This is a genomic window from Streptomyces sp. NPDC041205, assembly GCF_055591765.1.
On the sequence record NZ_JBVIZH010000006.1, the window covers coordinates 191,541 to 209,185 of the forward strand.

At 74.3% G+C, this 17,645-nt stretch carries 16 protein-coding genes and 5 tRNA genes; 9 read left to right on the forward strand and 12 right to left on the reverse strand.

The window, feature by feature from the left end; translation table 11 throughout:
- Positions 1-86 precede the first annotated feature (86 nt).
- On the forward strand, positions 87-500 hold the full coding sequence (locus tag ACZ6BG_RS25945; RefSeq protein WP_003959770.1) for an SsgA family sporulation/cell division regulator: 414 nt from the start codon (positions 87-89) through the stop codon (positions 498-500).
- A gap of 205 nt (positions 501-705) precedes the next feature.
- A complete protein-coding gene (locus ACZ6BG_RS25950; RefSeq protein WP_469005595.1) occupies positions 706-1,344 on the forward strand; it encodes a CGNR zinc finger domain-containing protein in 639 nt (212 codons plus the stop codon).
- Here the strand turns inward: ACZ6BG_RS25950 and ACZ6BG_RS25955 are convergent.
- Together ACZ6BG_RS25955 and ACZ6BG_RS25960 are read right to left on the reverse strand one after the other, a co-directional pair.
- A complete protein-coding gene (locus tag ACZ6BG_RS25955; protein WP_469005598.1) occupies positions 1,318-1,509 on the reverse strand; it encodes a hypothetical protein in 192 nt (63 codons plus the stop codon). The genes ACZ6BG_RS25950 and ACZ6BG_RS25955 overlap by 27 nt on opposite strands.
- Before the next feature lie 338 nt (positions 1,510-1,847).
- Positions 1,848-2,300, reverse strand: coding sequence for a hypothetical protein (locus ACZ6BG_RS25960; protein ID WP_469005600.1), 453 nt, complete (start codon positions 2,298-2,300; stop codon positions 1,848-1,850).
- 195 nt (positions 2,301-2,495) lie between these two features.
- Between ACZ6BG_RS25960 and ACZ6BG_RS25965 the strand changes: the two genes are divergently transcribed.
- Positions 2,496-3,014: a DsbA family protein gene (locus tag ACZ6BG_RS25965; RefSeq protein WP_469005602.1), complete on the forward strand. Its 519-nt coding sequence runs from the start codon at positions 2,496-2,498 to the stop codon at positions 3,012-3,014.
- Between the two features lie 49 nt (positions 3,015-3,063).
- Here ACZ6BG_RS25965 and ACZ6BG_RS25970 read toward each other — a convergent pair whose 3' ends face one another.
- The 3 genes from ACZ6BG_RS25970 to ACZ6BG_RS25980 form a co-directional block, all read right to left on the reverse strand.
- Complete coding sequence (locus tag ACZ6BG_RS25970; RefSeq protein WP_469005603.1) at positions 3,064-3,888, reverse strand: GNAT family N-acetyltransferase; 825 nt, start codon at positions 3,886-3,888, stop codon at positions 3,064-3,066.
- Positions 3,889-3,975: 87 nt separating this feature from the next.
- Positions 3,976-4,797, reverse strand: coding sequence for an aminotransferase class IV (locus ACZ6BG_RS25975; RefSeq protein WP_469005605.1), 822 nt, complete (start codon positions 4,795-4,797; stop codon positions 3,976-3,978).
- Positions 4,794-5,837 (reverse strand): chorismate-binding protein, encoded by a 1,044-nt coding sequence (locus ACZ6BG_RS25980; RefSeq protein ID WP_469005606.1) that lies wholly within the window; start codon positions 5,835-5,837, stop codon positions 4,794-4,796. The genes ACZ6BG_RS25975 and ACZ6BG_RS25980 overlap by 4 nt, the downstream gene beginning before the upstream one ends.
- A 156-nt stretch (positions 5,838-5,993) precedes the next feature.
- On the opposite strand from ACZ6BG_RS25980, the gene ACZ6BG_RS25985 reads away from it, so the two are divergent.
- The 5 genes from ACZ6BG_RS25985 (at position 5,994) to ACZ6BG_RS26005 (ending at position 6,488) form a co-directional block, all read left to right on the forward strand.
- Positions 5,994-6,066: transfer RNA gene (locus ACZ6BG_RS25985), tRNA-Gly, on the forward strand.
- 42 nt (positions 6,067-6,108) lie between these two features.
- Positions 6,109-6,182, forward strand: a tRNA-Cys gene (locus ACZ6BG_RS25990).
- A 1-nt stretch (position 6,183) separates the two neighbouring features.
- Positions 6,184-6,255: transfer RNA gene (locus ACZ6BG_RS25995), tRNA-Val, on the forward strand.
- Between the two features lie 45 nt (positions 6,256-6,300).
- Positions 6,301-6,372 (forward strand) — tRNA-Val (locus ACZ6BG_RS26000).
- Between the two features lie 41 nt (positions 6,373-6,413).
- Positions 6,414-6,488: transfer RNA gene (locus ACZ6BG_RS26005), tRNA-Val, on the forward strand.
- A 52-nt stretch (positions 6,489-6,540) separates the two neighbouring features.
- On the opposite strand, the gene ACZ6BG_RS26010 is transcribed toward ACZ6BG_RS26005, so the two are convergent.
- The 4 genes from ACZ6BG_RS26010 to ACZ6BG_RS26025 form a co-directional block, all read right to left on the reverse strand.
- Positions 6,541-6,849 (reverse strand): TFIIB-type zinc ribbon-containing protein, encoded by a 309-nt coding sequence (locus ACZ6BG_RS26010; RefSeq protein ID WP_469005607.1) that lies wholly within the window; start codon positions 6,847-6,849, stop codon positions 6,541-6,543.
- Between the two features lie 69 nt (positions 6,850-6,918).
- Positions 6,919-7,863, reverse strand: coding sequence for a phosphotransferase (locus tag ACZ6BG_RS26015; RefSeq protein ID WP_469005608.1), 945 nt, complete (start codon positions 7,861-7,863; stop codon positions 6,919-6,921).
- Positions 7,864-8,131: 268 nt separating this feature from the next.
- On the reverse strand, positions 8,132-8,335 hold the full coding sequence (locus ACZ6BG_RS26020; protein WP_030360535.1) for a hypothetical protein: 204 nt from the start codon (positions 8,333-8,335) through the stop codon (positions 8,132-8,134).
- 220 nt (positions 8,336-8,555) lie between these two features.
- Complete coding sequence (locus ACZ6BG_RS26025; RefSeq protein ID WP_380852937.1) at positions 8,556-8,822, reverse strand: hypothetical protein; 267 nt, start codon at positions 8,820-8,822, stop codon at positions 8,556-8,558.
- A 196-nt stretch (positions 8,823-9,018) separates the two neighbouring features.
- Here ACZ6BG_RS26025 and ACZ6BG_RS26030 point away from each other — a divergent pair, with 196 nt between their 5' ends.
- Complete coding sequence (locus ACZ6BG_RS26030) at positions 9,019-10,497, forward strand: serine/threonine-protein kinase (RefSeq protein ID WP_469006200.1); 1,479 nt, start codon at positions 9,019-9,021, stop codon at positions 10,495-10,497.
- Positions 10,498-10,549: 52 nt separating this feature from the next.
- Here the strand turns inward: ACZ6BG_RS26030 and ACZ6BG_RS26035 are convergent, their stop codons facing one another.
- The 3 genes from ACZ6BG_RS26035 to cobT form a co-directional block, all read right to left on the reverse strand.
- A complete protein-coding gene (locus ACZ6BG_RS26035) occupies positions 10,550-11,368 on the reverse strand; it encodes a TrmH family RNA methyltransferase (RefSeq protein ID WP_469005609.1) in 819 nt (272 codons plus the stop codon).
- A 112-nt stretch (positions 11,369-11,480) separates the two neighbouring features.
- On the reverse strand, positions 11,481-12,716 hold the full coding sequence (gene cobA / locus ACZ6BG_RS26040) for a uroporphyrinogen-III C-methyltransferase (protein ID WP_469005611.1): 1,236 nt from the start codon (positions 12,714-12,716) through the stop codon (positions 11,481-11,483).
- Between the two features lie 229 nt (positions 12,717-12,945).
- Positions 12,946-17,634, reverse strand: coding sequence for a nicotinate-nucleotide--dimethylbenzimidazole phosphoribosyltransferase (cobT, locus tag ACZ6BG_RS26045; RefSeq protein WP_469005615.1), 4,689 nt, complete (start codon positions 17,632-17,634; stop codon positions 12,946-12,948).
- Positions 17,635-17,645 lie beyond the last annotated feature (11 nt).

Consider the following 17,645-nt stretch of genomic DNA (forward strand, 5'->3'; position numbering starts at 1 on the left):
GGTTTACAACGGCACCGTAGGTGGCATGTCGATTTCGCCGACGTGCGAATCCCCGAGCGCACACTGAGCGAAAGGCCCTGGCGCTTATGAACACCACGGTCAGCTGCGAGCTGCACCTGCGCCTCGTTGTGTCGAGCGAGTCCTCACTGCCTGTACCCGCAGGACTGCGGTATGACACGGCCGATCCCTATGCCGTGCACGCCACCTTCCACACCGGAGCCGAGGAGACTGTCGAATGGGTGTTCGCCCGCGACCTCCTCGCCGAGGGCCTGCACCGGCCCACCGGCACCGGCGACGTCCGCGTCTGGCCGTCCCGTAGTCACGGTCAGGGCGTCGTCTGCATCGCCCTGAGCTCCCCCGAGGGTGAGGCTCTGCTCGAGGCCCCGGCGCGGGCCCTGGAATCGTTTCTGAAGCGTACCGACGCGGCCGTGCCGCCCGGCACCGAACATCGCCACTTCGATCTCGACACGGAGCTCTCCCACATTTTGGCCGAAAGCTAGTCCGGCCACGGTCCGGGAGCGCAGGGCGCCGTCCGACTCGGGGCGACGGCGCGAGTACGACAACGACATATCGGCAGGCAGCAGGCACCGGCGCCGGTGTCGCGGATTTCCGCGGCGCCGGCGCCGTGGCGTGCGCGGCGCGAGCCGCTAGCATCGGCCAGCATCGGGCGGGCGCCAGCCCGGCCCCCAGGCCAGGGAGCGAATCGTGCTGATCACCCACGACACCCGGTGTGCGCTCGACGCCGTGGTCGATCTGGTGAACTCCGCGCCAGACGAGGAGAGCGCCGGGAGCGGCGCGGCCACCGACGGACTCGCGGACGTCGCGGCACTGAACGAGTTCGTGAAGCGCAACGCGATCAGCGACGTCGGTGTGCTCACGGAGCGGGACCTGGCGGGTGTGCACCGCATCCGCGGCCGCTTCGCCGAGGTCTTCGCGGCCACCGCGCCGCATGTGGCGGCGAGCCTGATCAACGAGCTGATCGCGGCCGCGGGCACCACGCCGCGCCTGACCGACCACGACGGCTACGACTGGCACGTGCACTACTTCGCACCGGGCGCCTCCGTCGCCGACCACTTGGCGGCCGACTGCGGGATGGCGCTGGCCTTCTTCGTCGTCGCGGGCGAGCAGGAGCGGCTGCGCCGGTGCGAGGCGCCGGACTGCCGCCGCGCCTTCATCGACCTCTCCCGCAACCGTTCGCGCCGCTACTGCGACAGCCGCACCTGTGGGAACCGGCTGCACGTGGCCGCGTACCGGGCCCGTCGCAGGGAGGCCGCGGGCCTGGAGCAGGACGGGCAGGGGCCCCAGGAGCCGTCGCGGCTAGAGCAGCAGCAAGTCGTGCAGTGAGGCCATGAGCAGCAGGCCGCCGATCACCGCCAGGAAGATCATCAGCGGTGGCTGGGAGAGCGCGAAGAGGCAGCCTCGCGGTTCGTCGGCGCTCCCGCGCAACTCGGCGGCGGTTTCCCGCTCGTCGAGCGGGGTGGGATCGCTCTGTGTGGTGGTGTCCAGCATCTCGCGGTGATGATGACGCAGCGCGGCGGTCGCCGCTTACCAACACGCGCGGACCGTGGGGGAGTTCGCCGCATTCCGTGACCTTGGCGGGCCCGGCGCGGCGCACCTGCGAACGGTGTCCGTGGATACGCTCGAACGAGGTCCCGGAATGTGGAACGCGGTGCGGAAGGCGCGCCGCGAGCCGTGCTTCTTCAGCGCTCCGTGCTGTGGTGGCTCAGCGCTCCGCGTGACACTTGCTCAGCACTTCGGCGACCGCCCCGTCGGCGCCGCGTGCCGTGCTGCTCGTCAACGCTCCGGTCGGTGCCCCCCTCAGCGTCCCCCAGCGCTTCCTGGGCGCCTCAGATGCCGTGCTTCTTCAAGATGGCCTCGATGTCGCTGAAGTCCTCGCCGACCGCGGCCTTGTTCTGCTTCTGCTTGGCGGCGGGGGCGACCTGCGGGCGCGCGGACGGGCCCAGGGAGGGGGCGGACGCGGCGGGGGCGACGGCCTCGCGCTGGGCGGCCTTCGCCGCGGCCCTGCGCTCCTTGCGGGTGCCGCCGGAGCGGCGCTCCACCGCGCGGGTCGCCAGGAACAGCAGCCAGGCCGCGCCGAGGACGCCGAAGCCCGTCCACGCGACCGGGCTGAAGGCCGTCTCGGCTGCCCACCCCACGGCCCCGGTCATGACCAGACCGATGGGGACCAGGGAGTACGCGGCCAGGCGGGCGGCGGCGAGGAATCGCTTGCGGTAGGCCGTGACGGCCGCGATGCCGAGGCCGGCCGCGGCTACGGCGGAGCAGATGGTCTCGGCAATCATCCCGGTCCTCCAGGCGTGCGGGCGCGGTGCGGTGTCGCTGGTGTCCCCTCCATCCTGCACCTGGTGGGGCACCGGAAGCCATGGTCACCGAGGACATCAGGGAGATATCCGGGTCACGGCTCCTCCCCAGGTGCCGGTGGGCGGCGCCCCGGGTCCCGGTTGGGGCCCGCCCTCACGGGCTGGGACACTGTGCGCATGAGCGACTCCTCCCCCGCGGCGCCCGCCGTCCCCCTCGTCATCGACATCTGGTGCGAACTGCAGTGCCCCGACTGCCGCACCGCCCTGGACGACGTGAGCGCCCTGCGCGCCCGCTACGGCGACCGTGCCGAGCTGCGCCTTCGCCACTTCCCCCTGGAGAAGCACAAGCACTCCTTCGCCGCCGCGCAGGCCGCCGAGGAGGCCCTGGCACAGGGCAAGGGCTGGGAGTACGTCGAGGCGGTCCTGGCCCGGGTCGAGGACCTGGACCGCGAGGGCGAACCCCTCCTGGTCGAGGTGGCGCGCGAACTCGGTCTGGACGCCGAGGAGTTCGACACCGCGCTGGTCGACGGCCGGCACATCCTGATCGTCGACGCCGACCAGGCCGAGGGCAAGGCGATCGGGGTCACCGGAACGCCGACGTACGTCGTGGGCGGGGAGCGCCTGGACGGCGGCAAGAGCCAGGACGGCCTGCGCGGGCGCGTCGAGGAGATCGCCGACCGCCTCCTCGCCGGATAGCGGCCGCGCCAGGACTGGGGCGACGCCGCGCCGCCCCACCGGACAGGCCCTAGAGCAGCGGCTTGTACATGGAGTACGCCGTCACCTCGTAGCCCAGCGACTCATACAGGCGCAGGGCCGGGGTGTTGCCCGCGAAGACGTTCAGGCCGAGGCGGTCCTTGCCCGCTTCCAGGCACTGCCGTTCGGCGAGGAGCATCAGGGCGCGGCCGTACCCCCGGCCGCGGTGCTCGCCGCGGACCTCGATGTCGTACACGAAGATCTCACTGCCACGCTCCGCGACCCAGAGGGTGCCGACGACCTCGTCCGCGTGGATCAGGACGCTGAGCCGGGCGCCGGGGGTCGCGAGGCCGTCGGCGAGGGAGCTGTTCAGGTCCGCCTCGACCTTGGCGTGCGCCTGCGCCGCCGGGACGCCCCGGTCGATCCAGTCCTGCGCGTAGGCGGCCTTGGAGTGCGCGATCCACGCCGCGTACTCCTCCTCCGTCATCCCGCGTGCCGTCGTGTCCCCCGGCAGCTCGGGCGGGCTCAGGGGCAGCGGCTTGGCCATCTGGCGGTTGCGCTCCACATAGCCGAGCGCCGTGGCCAGGGCGAGGGCGCCGGGGGCGCCCGCGGGCACGGACGCCTCGATCCGGGCGCAGCCCCAGCCCCGCGCGACCTCCTCGGCGGCGAGCGCCGCCACCGTGGCGCGGCCCCGCCCGCGGTCGGGGGCGTCGATGCGCAGGTCCAGGATCTCGGCGACGTCCGCCCCGAAGGCGGCGCTCGTGGCCAGTTTTATCCGGCCGACGGGGCGGCTGTTCACGCAGACGTCGTAGTCGCGCGACTTGGCGCCCTTGGAGCTCTCGTGGAGCGGCCCGGACGGCCGCAGGGTCGTGGTCATCACGGGAGTTGTACCCACTGAGCGCCGCCGCGTCATCCGGATTTACGCCCCGTACGCCCTCCGGGCCCGCCCGCGGCCGCTCGTCCCCTACGGGTCGAGGTCGTTCCCCGCGCGCTCCTCGAAGACCCGCATCGCCTTGGCCGTCACCGGGCCGGGCGCGCCCGGCAGTTGGCGGTCGTCGACGCGGTGCACACCCTGCACGTCGCGCAGCGTCGAGGTCAGGAAGACCTCGTCGGCGCGGTCCAGGACGTCGAGCGGCAGGTCGGTCTCGTGGGCGCCGGTCCACTCCACGGTCAGCGCGCGCGTGATCCCGGCGAGGCACCCTGAGGACACCGGCGGCGTGTGGATCTCGCCGTCGAGCACGACGAAGACGTTCGACCCGGTGCCCTCGCACAGCCGCCCCACCGTGTTCGCGAACAGCGCCTCCGTGGCGCCCTGTTCGGTGGCGCGGGCGAGGGCGACGACGTTCTCCGCGTACGAGGTGGTCTTCAGGCCGGTCAGGGCGCCGCGTTCGTTGCGGGTCCAGGGGACGGTGATCACGGCGGTGGAGTCGGGGCGGCGGGCGGCCTCGCCGAGGGCGACGACGAGCGTGGGGCCCTGGTCGCCGCGGTCGGAGCCGAGCGGCGAGAGGCCTCCGGTGTACGTGATGCGCAGCCGCCCGAGCGCCATCGGGTTGGCGTCCAGGACGGCGGCGCAGGCACGCCGGACCTCGTCCAGATCCGGCTCGGGCAGGCCGAGGCCGCGGGCGGAGCGGGCCAGCCGGTCCAGGTGGCGGGTCAGCGCGAACGGCCGTCCGGCGACCGTCTTCACGGTCTCGAAGATGCCGTCGCCGACGGTGAGGCCGTGGTCGAGCACGGAGACCCGCGCGGAGTCGAGATCCTGCAGGCCGCCGTTGAGCCAAATCTTCACGAGGGGGATCCTTCACTGGATGCGAACGTGCCTGAGGCTACCTTCAGCAGCCGTTCGGCCTTCAGTTCCGTCTCGCGCCACTCGCCCTCGGGGTCCGAGCCCCAGGTGATCCCCGCCCCCGTACCGAACCGCAGCAGGCCCTCGCCCCGGTCGATCCAGAACGTCCGGATGCCGACGGCCAGCTCGCCGGTGCGCCGGTCCGCGTCGACCCAGCCGATGCCGCCGCAGTAGGGGCCGCGCGGCGCCGTCTCCAGGGCGTCGATGACGCGCAGGGCGCTGGACTTCGGGGCGCCGGTGACGGAGCCGGGCGGGAAGGTGGCGGCGAGCAGGGCGGGCCAGCCCGCGTCGGGGCGCAGCTCGCCGCGGACGGTGGAGACGAGGTGGACGAGGCCCGGGTGCTTCTCGACGACGCACAGGTCCGGGACGGTCACCGTGCCGGTCTCGCAGACGCGGCCCAGGTCGTTGCGGACCAGGTCGACGATCATGACGTTCTCGGCGTAGTCCTTCTCCAGGAGGTCCGCCTCGGTGCGCCCGGTGCCCTTGATGGGACCCGACTCGACGACATCGCCCGCGCGCCGCAGGAACAGCTCGGGCGACGCGGTGGCTATCTCCACGCCGTGGCCGGGCAGGCGAATCGTTCCGGCGTACGGGGCGGGGTTCCCGCGGGCGAGCAGCGCCGTGAGGGCGTCCACGTCGGCGCCCTCGGCGACCGGCGCGGTCAGCACACGGCAGAGGTTCGCCTGGTACACGTCCCCGGCCGCGATGTGCTCGCGGACGCGGCGCACGCCTTCCACGTACGCGGCGCGGTCGAGCGACGACGTCCAGTCACCGGCGGCCGGGCCGCGCCAGGCGCCCGGGACCGGCGCCGGGACGGGTTCTTCGCGCACCCGCCCGAAGCGCGCGCACACCAGACGGCCCTCGAAGTCCGCGGACACCGCCCAGAAGCCCGCGGAGTCCAGGGCGGAAGGGTCGCTGGTCACGTCCCGGAGATCGGTCGCGACGAGGCCGCCGAAGCGCGCCAGAGGAGACAGGTCGTGCACGGCTGCGAGTCTATGGCCGGTGTCCCGAGCGCGCCCCGGGCCTCGGCGAGGAGGTGACCAGCGCAGCACGCTGCGCAAACGCGTTTTTGTACTGGCCCAGGAATCCGCTAGAGTTCAACACGTCGCCGGGACGCGGAAGCGGACCGGGAAAGACAAGCGGACGTAGCTCAGTTGGTAGAGCGCAACCTTGCCAAGGTTGAGGTCGCCAGTTCGAACCTGGTCGTCCGCTCGCAGGAACCGCGGGGGATCTTCCCGAACCCCCGTAACTCCTGGTGGAGTGGCCGAGAGGCGAGGCAACGGCCTGCAAAGCCGTCTACACGGGTTCAAATCCCGTCTCCACCTCCAAGGACGATTAGCTCAGCGGGAGAGCGCTTCCCTGACACGGAAGAGGTCACTGGTTCAATCCCAGTATTGTCCACTGGAATCTCTGATCATGGACTTTTGATCATGCAGAGGTTTCCCCGCGCGATTAGCTCAGCGGGAGAGCGCTTCCCTGACACGGAAGAGGTCACTGGTTCAATCCCAGTATCGCGCACGCAGTACGCCCCACCAGGTTCTGCATCTGCAGGTTGACCTGCGCGATTAGCTCAGCGGGAGAGCGCTTCCCTGACACGGAAGAGGTCACTGGTTCAATCCCAGTATCGCGCACCAGCTCCACGAAGCCCCCGGCCGTCTCCACGGCCGGGGGCTTCGTCGTGCGCGCTCAGGAGGAGAAGAGCATGTGCCCGAAGCTCTTGTGCCGCTTGTGGCCGTGGTGACCGGAGCCGTGGTGAGCGTGGCCGTGGTGACCGGCGTGCGGGGCACCCCAGGCGGGCGCGGGCGCCGCCGGGTAGGCCGGGGCCGCCGGTGGGGCCTGCGGGGGCTGGTGACCGTTCCACTGGCTCTCGAGCCGGGTCAGCGCCTCGAGCTCGCCGTAGTCGAGGAAGATGCCGCGGCAACCGCTGCACTGCTCGATCTGGACGCCATTGCGGTTGTACGTGTGCATCGGTGCGTGGCACTTGGGGCACTGCATGGTCGGCTCAACTCCTCGCCGGTCGTGACTGATTCGCCGGATGTCTGCCCGGCTGTGGTGCAGTGCACCCTACTTCGCGCAGGTCGGCGCCAAGTCGGGCGGTACGGCAGCCATCCGGCGGCAGGCGTCCACGAGGGTCTCCTCGACCTCGTCGAGGGCCCGCTCCCCCGCCACCGCCTTGGCGATGGCCAGCGCCGCCGTCTGCACGGTCAGCGCCCGGGCCGGCACGTCCAGGGCGGGCCAGGGGTCCCCGCCGTCGGTGGGCACGGCGGGGCCGCCCGCCGCGCGGTAGGCGTTCAGGAACGACGTCCACTCCTCGGGCAGCAGCAGCCCGCAGGCGTACCAGGCCGCGGGGCGGGCCAGGTCCCAGGCCGGGTTGCCGGTGCCCAGGTCGTCGATGTCGATGAGCAGCCACCGGCCATCGGGCGTACGGACGAGTTGGCCGAGGTGCAGATCGCCGTGGCACAGGAGCGGCGGGCCCGGGTAGGGGGCCTCGTCGCGGGCCCAGGGCGGCAGGACCGCCCACGCCCGCTCCACCGGGGACGCGGCGGGGTGCGGGGCCGCGGCGCGCATGCGGGCCACGGCGCGGGCGGCCTTCTCGGGGCCGCGCATCGGCGGGAGCCCGGCCTGGAACCGGGTGAGCGGGGTGCGGTGCAGCCGGGCCAGGAGGGCGGCCACCGCCTCCCAGGGGGCCGCGTCCGGGTCGTCGCGGTCCACCGGGGTGCCGTGCGGCCAGAGGGTGACCAGGCGGTCGTGGAGGCGGGCGGGCCGCGGCGACAGCGGGGCGAGGAGGGTGTCCGCGAGGTCGGGGTGGGCGGCCGCGGCGAGCCGGGCCGCCAGAGTGGGTTCGGGGGTGCCGGGGGCGTGCGCCTTCGCCACGACCTGGGCGTGGCGGACGACGGTGGCGTCCGGGCGGTCGGCGAGGACGCCGTGTGGGTCGCTGCAGGCGCAGTCGTCGCTGTGGCGGGCCCTGAGTCTGGCCTGGGCGGTCAGGGCGGGCAGCAGGGCGGTCACGGGTCCCCCGGGGTGTGGCTGTGCGTCTCGCGTGAGAGTACGGGACGCGGGCGGGGTGGACGGCCCGGTCCGGTCCCGTGGCACGCCCCTGCCCGAAAAGGCGGTCGCCCGGGGCCCGGGACGAAGCCGGAAGAGAACCGGAAAAGAAACAGCCCGCGCAGCTCCCCAGCTGCGCGGGCTGTTGTGCCGTCCGCCGCACCCCCGTCCCCACGGGGTTTCATGGCCGGATGTCCCCGCCCGGACCGCTCTTCCGGGCCTGGGGCGCCGCTCAGCGCCCCAGCATCACGCCCACGGACGACGCTTGTGTGACCACTGCCTCCCAGCCGCCGAAGGCGACCGTGAGCAGGGCTGCCAGGGGGAGGACCATGAGCGTGGCGACCAGCGGGTGGCGTGTTCCTGAAGGACGCACGCCCAAGCTGGAGAGCTTCCGCCCCTGGGTGCGGATCATCGTCCGCGGCGCGGTGTCAGCCATGGTTCTCTCCCTTCCTGACCTTGTCGGTTCTGCTGGTGGTCTGGTGGTGAAGCTGGCAGCGGCGGGTGTCTGACCTCGGGGGACGAGTGCTGCACCCGCCGCTTGACCTCAAATCTAGGTCCCGCCGGAGCGCCGGGCGTCATGCCCTCGTACCGATTGGCTGGCCTCCCCGAGGATGACCGGTCGTCACACAAGTACTCCCGTGGGTGGAGACGGAGGCCTAGGACTCAGGGTCTTCCCCGAGGGGGCGTCCGGGCCGCTCGGAGCTGTCCTCCCTCGGGACGGGCTGCTCCACGAGGGCCAGGACGCGGGTCGCCATGAAGCGCGCCGTGCGCACGACAGAGCCACTGCGGGTGACTTCGCTCACTTCCACCACTCCCCTGCGGACGGCCGTCTCGACCCGGCGGCCCGCCCGGCTCGCCACCACTTCGTACGTACGTGTCGTGTCGCCGGCGTCCACCACTATCTCCACACGGTCACCCTTCACGCGATCAATCCCCCTTCAGCGACGGCTGGTTGGGCGGTCGGGCGGCGGCGGGAGCCCGGCGCGCCGCGGTCTCTGACCACTTTTCAAGTTTCCCACCAGGCACTGACAATCGGTCGGCCCGCGAGGGCGCGGCCTCTGCACGTGCCCGGCCACGGAAACGTAAGCTGTGGCTCGTCAGACGGACCGGGCAGCGGGGATGAACATGGCGATGATGCGCCTGAGGCGCGAGGACCCGCGTGTCGTCGGCTCGTTCAGGCTGCACAGGCGGCTGGGTGCCGGCGGGATGGGCGTGGTCTATCTGGGCTCCGACCGCCGCGGCCAGCGCGTCGCCCTGAAGGTCATCCGGCCGGATCTGGCGGAGGATCAGGAGTTCCGGTCCCGCTTCGCCCGCGAGGTCTCTGCCGCCCGGCGCATCCGCGGCGGCTGCACCGCCCGGCTCGTCGCCGCCGATCTGGAGGCCGACCGCCCCTGGTTCGCGACGCAGTACGTCCCCGGGCCCTCGCTGCACGACAAGGTCGCCGCCGAGGGTCCGCTGGCCGCGGCCGAGGTCGCCGTCGTCGGCTCCGCACTGTCCGAGGGGCTCGTCGCCGTGCACGAGGCCGGTGTCGTGCACCGCGACCTCAAGCCGTCCAACATCCTGCTGTCCCCGAAGGGGCCGCGGATCATCGACTTCGGGATCGCCTGGGCGACGGGCGCCTCGACCCTGACCCACGTCGGCACGGCCGTCGGCTCGCCCGGCTTCCTCGCCCCCGAGCAGGTGCGCGGCGCCGCCGTCACGCCCGCCACCGACGTGTTCGCGCTCGGTGCCACGCTGGCGTACGCCTCGATGGCCGACTCGCCCTTCGGGCACGGCAGTTCCGAAGTGATGCTGTACCGGGTCGTGCACGAGGAGGCCCAGCTCCAGGGGGTGCCGGACGCGCTCGCTCCGCTGCTGCGGGCCTGTCTCGCCAAGGACCCGGAGGAACGTCCCAGCACGCTCCAACTGTCGCTGCGGCTCAAGGAGATCGCGGCCCGCGAGGCGCAGGGCCTCAGCGATGTGCGGCCGCCCGCGCCCCGCCAGGATCAGGACCGCCCGACGCTCACCGACACGTACGGCGAGTACGGCGGTGTCGACACGGAGCACGGGGAGTTCGGGACCGGCTCCTCGCGCCCCGGCGCCCCGCGCACCGGAGGTCCCCGGACCGGCGGGTCCCGCACGGGTGGGCCCCGCACGGGCGACCCGCGCACCGGAGGCTCACGGACGGGCGGCTCCCGCACCGGAGGCCCCCGGACCGGCGGGTCCCGCACGGGTGGGTCCCGCACCGGCGGTCCGCAGTCCGGCTCGCGGCCCTCGGCGCCGCGTGACACCTCGCGTCCGGGCGGTCGGCCCGCGCCCCGCAGCGGCACGGGGCGGAACGGGCCGCGCGGCACGGGCACGGGGCTTCGGCCCGCCAATCCGCGGCTGCTTCGGCAGCGGCTCTTCGTGTTCGTCGTCGTGACGCTGCTGGTCGCGCTGGGGATCGCCGCGGCGCAAGGGTGTCAGGGGCCCGCGCGCGGGCTCGGAGCCGACCGAGACGGGCACGGGGTGAGCGTCGTGGTCGTACCGGAACAGGCCCAGCAGTCCGAGCGGGCGCAGCACCCGGAGCGGGTGGACCGAGCCGCGCGAGACCGTGCCGCGGACGGCCCGCGGGGCTGACCCGGCCCCCCGGGCCCAGGCCCCGGGCGTCCCGTCGCCACCCCGTGGGAGTTCAGGCCCCCGGGCGTCCCGTCGCCACCGCGTAGAAGGCGACCGCGGCCGCCGCGCCCACGTTGAGCGAGTCCACGCCGTGCGCCATCGGGATGCGGACCCATTCGTCGGCGGCGACCAGGGCCTGCCTGGACAGGCCGTCGCCCTCCGCGCCGAGCATCAGCGCGACCCGGTCCATGCGGTGGGGCGCCGCCTCGTCGAGGGTCTTCGCCTTCTCGTCCGGGGTGAGGGCGAGCAGGTTGAAGCCCGCCTCCCGGACGCCTTCGAGGCCCTTGGGCCAGGAGTCGAGGCGGGCGTACGGCACGGAGAAGACCGCACCCATGGAGACCTTCACCGAGCGGCGGTAGAGCGGGTCGGCGCAGTCCGGTGAGAGCAGGACGGCGTCCATGCCGAGGGCGGCTGCGGAGCGGAAGATCGCGCCGATGTTCGTGTGGTCGTTCACCGCCTCCATCACCACCACGCGGCGGTGCGACCGGAGGAGTTCCTCGGCCGTGGGCAGCGGCCTGCGCTGCATGGAGGCGAGGGCGCCGCGGTGCACGTGGTAGCCGGTGACCCGCTCGGCGAGGTCGGGGCTGACCGCGTACACGGGCGCCGGGACCTCGTCGATGACGTCGCGCATGACGTCGACCCACTTGGCGGAGAGCAGCATCGAGCGCATCTCGTAGCCCGCGAGCTTGGCGCGCCGGATCACCTTCTCGCCCTCGGCGATGAACAGGCCCTCGGCGGGCTCGCGCTTGCGGCGCAGTTCGACGTCGGTCAGGCCCGTGTAGTCGCGCAGGCGGGGGTCGTCGGGATCTTCGATGGTGAGGAGATCGGCCACAGGGTGATACTGCCTTGTCCGGGGTGAGGTGCCAACGGCTGGGAACCAGTTCCGTTACCGGTGGTTACGTTGGTGCGGTCGGGGTGGTCGGAGGTCGGGGACCGGACCTCGGTCAGGCGGGCGGAGCGGGGTTGAGCGCGGCCACCTCGCCGATCACGATGACCGCCGGGGGCCGTACCTCGTGGGTGCGCACGGCGTCGGCGACCGTCGCGAGGGTGGCGTCGACGCGGCGCTGGGCCGCCGTCGTGCCCTCCTGGATCAGGGCGACCGGGGTGTCCCGCGGCTTCCCGTGGGCGGTGAGGGTCTCGGCGATGCGGCCGACCTTGTCGACGCCCATCAGGATCACCAGGGTGCCGCGGAGCCTGGCGAGCGCCGCCCAGTCGACCAGGGACCGCTCGTCGTCGGGGGCCACATGGCCGCTGACCACGGTGAACTCATGGGCCACGCCCCGGTGGGTCACGGGGATGCCCGCGGCGCCCGGCACCGAGATCGAGCTGGAGATGCCCGGTACGACCGTGCAGGGGATTCCGGCCTCGGCCAGCGCCTGGGCCTCCTCCATGCCGCGGCCGAAGACGAAGGGGTCGCCGCCCTTGAGGCGCACCACCGCCTTGCCCTGCTTCGCGTGCTCGATCAGGGCGTTGTTGATGGCCTCCTGCGCCATGAAGCGGCCGTACGGGATCTTCGCCGCGTCGATCACCTCGACGTGCGGCGGAAGTTCGTCGAGGAGGTCGCGCGGGCCGAGCCGGTCGGCGATGACGACGTCGGCCTCGGCGAGCAGGCGGCGGCCGCGGACCGTGATCAGGTCCGGGTCGCCGGGGCCGCCGCCGACGAGGGCCACGCCGGGGGTGCGGGTGCGGTGGTGCGGGGCGACGAGGGTGCCGTCGCGCAGGCCCTCCACCACCGCGTCGCGGATGGCGGCCGTGCGGCGCGGGTCGCGGCCCTTGGCATCGGTGGTGAGGACGGCCACGGTGACGCCCTCGCTGTGGCCGGTGGCCGGGGTCCAGGCCGTCGCCGCGTCGGCGTCGTCGGAGCGTACGCACCAGACGCGGTGGCGGTCGGCCTCGGCGGAGGCGGCGGCGTTGGCGGCGGGGTCGCTGGTGGCGATCAGGGCGTACCAGGCGTCGGCGAGGTCGCCGTCCGCGTACGCCCTGCGCTCCCAGGTGATCTCGCCCGTGTCGGCCATCGCCTCGACCGAGGGGGTTGCCTCCGGCGATACGAGGAGGAGGTCGGCGCCCGCCGCGATCAGGGCCGGGAGGCGGCGCTGGGCCACCTGGCCGCCGCCCAGGACGACTACGCGGCGGCCGGTGAGGCGGAGGCCTACGGGGTAGGCGGGGTGTGCGGGGGCCATGGGGTGCGCCTTTCCTTGGGGCGGGGGGTGGGGGCTCGGGTGGTGGGGGGCCTTGCCGGGCGCTCCCCAACCCCACCCCTTCCCGATCCTGGGGGCTCAGCCCCCCAGACCCCCGCTCCTCGAACGCCGGAGGGGCTGTCCAGAGCCCGTCCGGCGTTCGAGGACGAGGCGCGGAGCGCCGATCAGCGGGGGTCCGGGTGCGCAGCCCCCGGTTCGGGAAGGGGCGGGACTACTTCTCCGTCACGCCCGCCGAGTCGAACGTCGCCACCTCGTGCATCGCCCTTGCCGCGCTCTGCACCACCGGCAGGGCGAGGAGGGCGCCGGTGCCTTCGCCGAGGCGCAGGTCCAGGTCGACCAGGGGGCGCAGGCCGAGCTTGTTGAGGGCGGCCACGTGGCCCGGTTCGGCGCTGCGGTGGCCCGCGATGCAGGCCGCGAGGACCTCGGGGGCGATGGCGCGGGCGACCAGGGCCGCCGCGCCCGCGCTGACGCCGTCGAGGATGACGGGGGTGCGCAGGGAGGCGCCGCCGAGAAGGAGGCCCACCATCGCCGCGTGTTCGAGTCCGCCGATGGCCGCGAGGACGCCGATGGGGTCGGCCGGGTCCGGCTGGTGCAGGTCGAGGGCGCGGCGGACGACCTCGACCTTGCGGGCGTGCATCTCGTCGTTGATGCCCGTGCCGCGGCCGGTGACCTCGGCGGGGTCGGTGTCGGTGTAGACCGAGATCAGGGCGGCGGACGCGGTGGTGTTCGCGATGCCCATCTCGCCGGTGAGCAGGGCCTTGTTGCCCGCCGCGACCAGGTCGCGGGCCGTCTCGATGCCCACCTCGACGGCGGCCTTGACCTCCTCGCGGGAGAGGGCGGGTCCGGTGGTCATGTCGGCCGTACCGGCGCGGATCTTGCGCGGCAGCAGGCCCGGCGTGGCGGGCAGTTCGCTGGCGACGCCGACGTCGATGACGCAGACCTCGGCGCCGACCTGGTTGGCGAAGGCGTTGCAGACGGCGCCGCCGCCGAGGAAGTTGGCGACCATCTGGGCGGTCACTTCCTGGGGCCAGGACGTGACGCCCTGGGCGTGCACGCCGTGGTCACCGGCGAAGATCGCGACGGCCGCGGGCTCCGGGATCGGCGGCGGGCACATCCGGGACAGGCCGCTGAGCTGCGCGGAGATGATCTCCAGCATGCCCAGGGCGCCCGCGGGCTTCGTCATGCGCTTCTGGCGTTCCCACGCCTCGCCGAGCGCCTTGGCGTCCAGCGGGCGGATGTTGCCGACGGTCTCGGCGAGCAGGTCGTGCGGGTCCTCGCCGGGCAGCGCGCGGCGGCCGTACGTCTCCTCGTGCACGACCCAGGACAGCGGGCGCCGCTTGGACCAGCCCGCCTGCATCAGCTCCGGCTCCTCCGGGAACTCGTCGACGTACCCGACACACAGGTACGCGACGACCTCCAGGTGCTCGGGCAGGCCGAGGGCGCGCACCATCTCGCGCTCGTCGAAGAAGCTGACCCAGCCGACGCCGAGGCCTTCGGCGCGGGCGGCGAGCCACAGGTTCTCGACGGCGAGCGCCGAGGAGTACGGGGCCATCTGCGGCTGGGTGTGGCGGCCGAGGGTGTGGCGGCCGCCGCGGGTGGGGTCGGCGGTGACGACGATGTTCACCGGGGTGTCGAGGATGGCCTCGATCTTCAGTTCCTTGAACTGCTTGGCGCGGCCCTTGGGCAGGGACTTCGCGTACGCCTCGCGCTGGCGCTGCGCCAGTTCGTGCATGGTGCGCCGGGTCTCGGCGGACTTGATGACGACGAAGTCCCAGGGCTGGGAGTGGCCGACCGACGGGGCCGTGTGCGCGGCCTCCAGGACGCGGAGCAGCACCTCGTGCGGGATGGGGTCGCCACGGAAGCCGTTGCGGATGTCGCGGCGCTCGCGCATGACGCGCAGCACGGCCTCGCGTTCGGCGTCGGCGTAGCCCGGCGCGGGCGGCTCCACCGCGGTGTCGGCGGCGGGGGCCAGGGGTTCGGCGAGGTCGGGGTCGCCGTCGGTGCCGTCGGCGTCCTCCGGGCCTTCGGTGAGCAGCAGGGGCTTCGGGGAGCCGTCCTGGTCCGCCTGGTCGGCGGGGGTGGACAGGTCCTCGGGCGCGTCGGTGTCGACCGGAACGGCCTGGTCGGTCGGGGCGGGCTGCTCGGGGTGGCTTGCGGGGTCGGTCGGTCCGGCCGGGTGAGGTGCGTGCATCGGCTCGTCGGGGTCGGTCGTCTCCGGGGCGGACGGGAAGGGGGTGCCGTCCTCCGCCGCGTCGACGGGTGCGGGTGCCGCCGTCCCGGCGGGCTCGGCGGTGGGCCGGGCTCCGTCGCGGGGTGCGGGCACGGTGGCTGCGGGCTGCTGCCCGGTTTCGTGGGGCGTGCCGGGTACGGGTTCCGCTTCCGGCTCGGCGCCCGGGGTGGTGTCGGCCTGCTCCGGGGTGATGTCCGCGGGGGCGGGCGCGTCGTGGCCGCCGGTCTCGTCCGACGGCTGCGGCGCGAAGTGCTCCGGCGGTACGGAGAGGGGGCGCGGCGGGGTCGGCGCGAGGTGCGGGGTGGTCGGCACCAGGCCGTCGACCGGAACGAACTGGCCGATGGGCGCGGCCTCTTGGACCTCGACGAACGGCTGCGCGGAGCCGTCGCCGTCGGGCATCCAGGTGGCCCCGGCGATGTGGGGTCCCTGCCCGGCGTGCGCGTCCGGCCACGGCTGCGCGGCGTCGGGTGCCTGCGGGGCGACGGCCGCGTGCGGGGCCGGGGCGTGCGGGGCGGCGCCGAGCTGGTCCTGTGCGGGCGAGCCGAGGGTGCCGACGGGGGCCGGAGCGCCCGGGTGGGCTCCGGGTGCGGCGGCTTCCCCGGAGGGTGCGGCCTGCGGGAGCGGGGTCGCGGCGGACGCGGGGCCGGGTGCGGTCAGGAGCTCGGGACCTTCGGGTGTGGTCGGGGACTCCGGGGCGGAGGGGGTCGCCACGGCGTCCTGAGCTGCGCTGCCGATGCCTGACGCATCCGCTCCGGTATCTGACTCGGCCGGGGGTACGGACGGGGGCGTCGGCTCGGTCGACGGCATCGGCTCGGCCGGGGTCGCCGAGGCGTCGGCGGTGCCGTCACCCCCGACCGGGGCGGGGGCGGGCGTGGGCTCGGCGGGGTCGGCCGGGGCGGCGGCGAGGGCTTCGGCAGCGACGGCTTCCGCTGCGGCCGGGGCAGGCGTGGTTGCGGGCGCGGGCGTCTGGGCGACGTGCGTGGCCGCGTCCGCGGTGTGCGCGGCGGCCGCCGGTGCGCCCGGGGTGCCGGGTGCGGGCGTGGCGCCCGGAGCGTGCGCCGACTGCGCGGCGTGCGCCTCGGCGGCGACCTGCGCGGCCGGGGTCGCGTGCGGGGCGTCGCCCACGTCGGGTGCACCCGGTGCCTCCATCACGCCGGGGGCGTGCGGGGCGGGCGCGGGGGTCGAGGTGTCCGTGGGGCCTGCCGGGTCGGCCTGCGCCGGACCGTCGGCCGTCGCCGGGTCGGCGGACGCCGTCTGGTCGGCGCTCGCTTCGGTGCCCACGGGTGCCGCTGAACCGTCGGCCGGGGCGGAGCCATCGACCAGGGCGGGGCCGCCCGCCGCCGGGACGGAGCCGCCGACCGGGGCAGAGCCGTCCCCCGGAACGGAGTTGTCGGCCACGACAGGACCGCCCGGCTGCGCGCCGCCGTCCACGGGGACCGTGCCGTCCAACGGAACCAAGCCGTCCGCCGGAACCGCACCGTCCACCTGGACCGCACCGTCCACCGAAGCCGCGCCGCCCGCAGGGACGCCGCCCACCGGAACGCTGCCGCCCACGGGAACGCCGCCCATCGGCGCGCCGCCGTCCGCCGGAACGGAACCACTGACCGGAGCAACGCCACCGGCCGGAACGGAACCACTCACCGGAACAGAGCCACTTATCGGACCCGAACCATCCACCGGCACCGCGCTGTCCATCGGAACCAGACCGTCCATCGGCCCGCCCCCGTCACCCGCCACCGACACGTCGGCCAGAACCGGAGCGACGCCGTGCCCTCCGGAAACAGCTGTGACGTCTGTGACGCCAGAGTTCCCAGCGACGCCCGGGTTCCCAGCGACGCCGGAGTTCTCCGTGACGCTGGATTCCCCCGTGACCCCCGCGCCCATTGGGACGACCGTTTCTGCTGCCGCCCCCTGGGGGTCCTGCGGCTGCGGTGTCCACGGCGCGGCCGCCTGCGGCGGGATCTCGCCGAGCTGCGGCCCGGCCAGCGCGCCCGCGTCGTCGCGCGGGATGTCGAGGTATTCGGGCCCCGCGGTCGGCGGGCCCGCGTGCCGGACGGGCATCGGGTGCGGCGTGCCGCCCGCGGGGCCGCGGTCGGCCAGCGAGCGCACGGGGCTCCCGGCTCCGTCGGGCACGGCGGGCGCGGCCGGGCCGCGGTGCAGCGGGCGCCGGGTGGGGCTGTGCTGCGCGGCGGGGGTGGCGCTGTGGGAGGCGTGCAGGGGGACGCCGGTGAGGTCGACGGAGCCGCTGTCCCTGCCCGACGTCTCGTGGGGTCCGGGCTGGTGGGCGAAGGCCGGACGGCCGGTGCCCGCGAGGCCGTTCTGGCCGCTCTGCGCGTCGGCGGCCACGGCCTGGCCGACGGCGGTCTGGCCCGCGTACGCCTGACCGGCGGTCGCGTCGGCGTACGACTGGGCGGCGGCCGGCTGATCCCCGGTCCCGGGCTGCGCGTGCGCGCCCTGGACCGTCCCCGGCTGCCCGCCGCCCGGCTGCGCGGTCTGCGCCTCGCTCCACGCGCCCTGGGCACCCGGCATCAGCAGCAGGTCGTCGTCCTCGGCGGGGTTCTCGGAGGGGTCGGCGAAGGTGTACGCCGCCGGGGCCTGCACGCCCGGCTGCTCCACCCTGCCTGTACTCTCCGGCAGTCCCTCACCCGGGACCTGGCCGGTGTCGGTCATGCGTACCCCTC

What these genes read in the sequence shown, in the direction of transcription:
- ACZ6BG_RS25945 (WP_003959770.1), top strand. Translation starts at nt 87, where the DNA reads ATGAACACCACGGTCAGCTGCGAGCTGCACCTGCGCCTCGTTGTGTCG.
- ACZ6BG_RS25955 (WP_469005598.1), bottom strand. Translation starts at nt 1,509, where the DNA reads ATGCTGGACACCACCACACAGAGCGATCCCACCCCGCTCGACGAGCGG.
- ACZ6BG_RS25960 (WP_469005600.1), bottom strand. Translation starts at nt 2,300, where the DNA reads ATGATTGCCGAGACCATCTGCTCCGCCGTAGCCGCGGCCGGCCTCGGC.
- ACZ6BG_RS25965 (WP_469005602.1), top strand. Translation starts at nt 2,496, where the DNA reads ATGAGCGACTCCTCCCCCGCGGCGCCCGCCGTCCCCCTCGTCATCGAC.
- ACZ6BG_RS25970 (WP_469005603.1), bottom strand. Translation starts at nt 3,888, where the DNA reads ATGACCACGACCCTGCGGCCGTCCGGGCCGCTCCACGAGAGCTCCAAG.
- ACZ6BG_RS26010 (WP_469005607.1), bottom strand. Translation starts at nt 6,849, where the DNA reads ATGCAGTGCCCCAAGTGCCACGCACCGATGCACACGTACAACCGCAAT.
- ACZ6BG_RS26020 (WP_030360535.1), bottom strand. Translation starts at nt 8,335, where the DNA reads ATGGCTGACACCGCGCCGCGGACGATGATCCGCACCCAGGGGCGGAAG.
- ACZ6BG_RS26030 (WP_469006200.1), top strand. Translation starts at nt 9,019, where the DNA reads ATGAACATGGCGATGATGCGCCTGAGGCGCGAGGACCCGCGTGTCGTC.
- cobA (WP_469005611.1), bottom strand. Translation starts at nt 12,716, where the DNA reads ATGGCCCCCGCACACCCCGCCTACCCCGTAGGCCTCCGCCTCACCGGC.
- cobT (WP_469005615.1), bottom strand. Translation starts at nt 17,634, where the DNA reads ATGACCGACACCGGCCAGGTCCCGGGTGAGGGACTGCCGGAGAGTACA.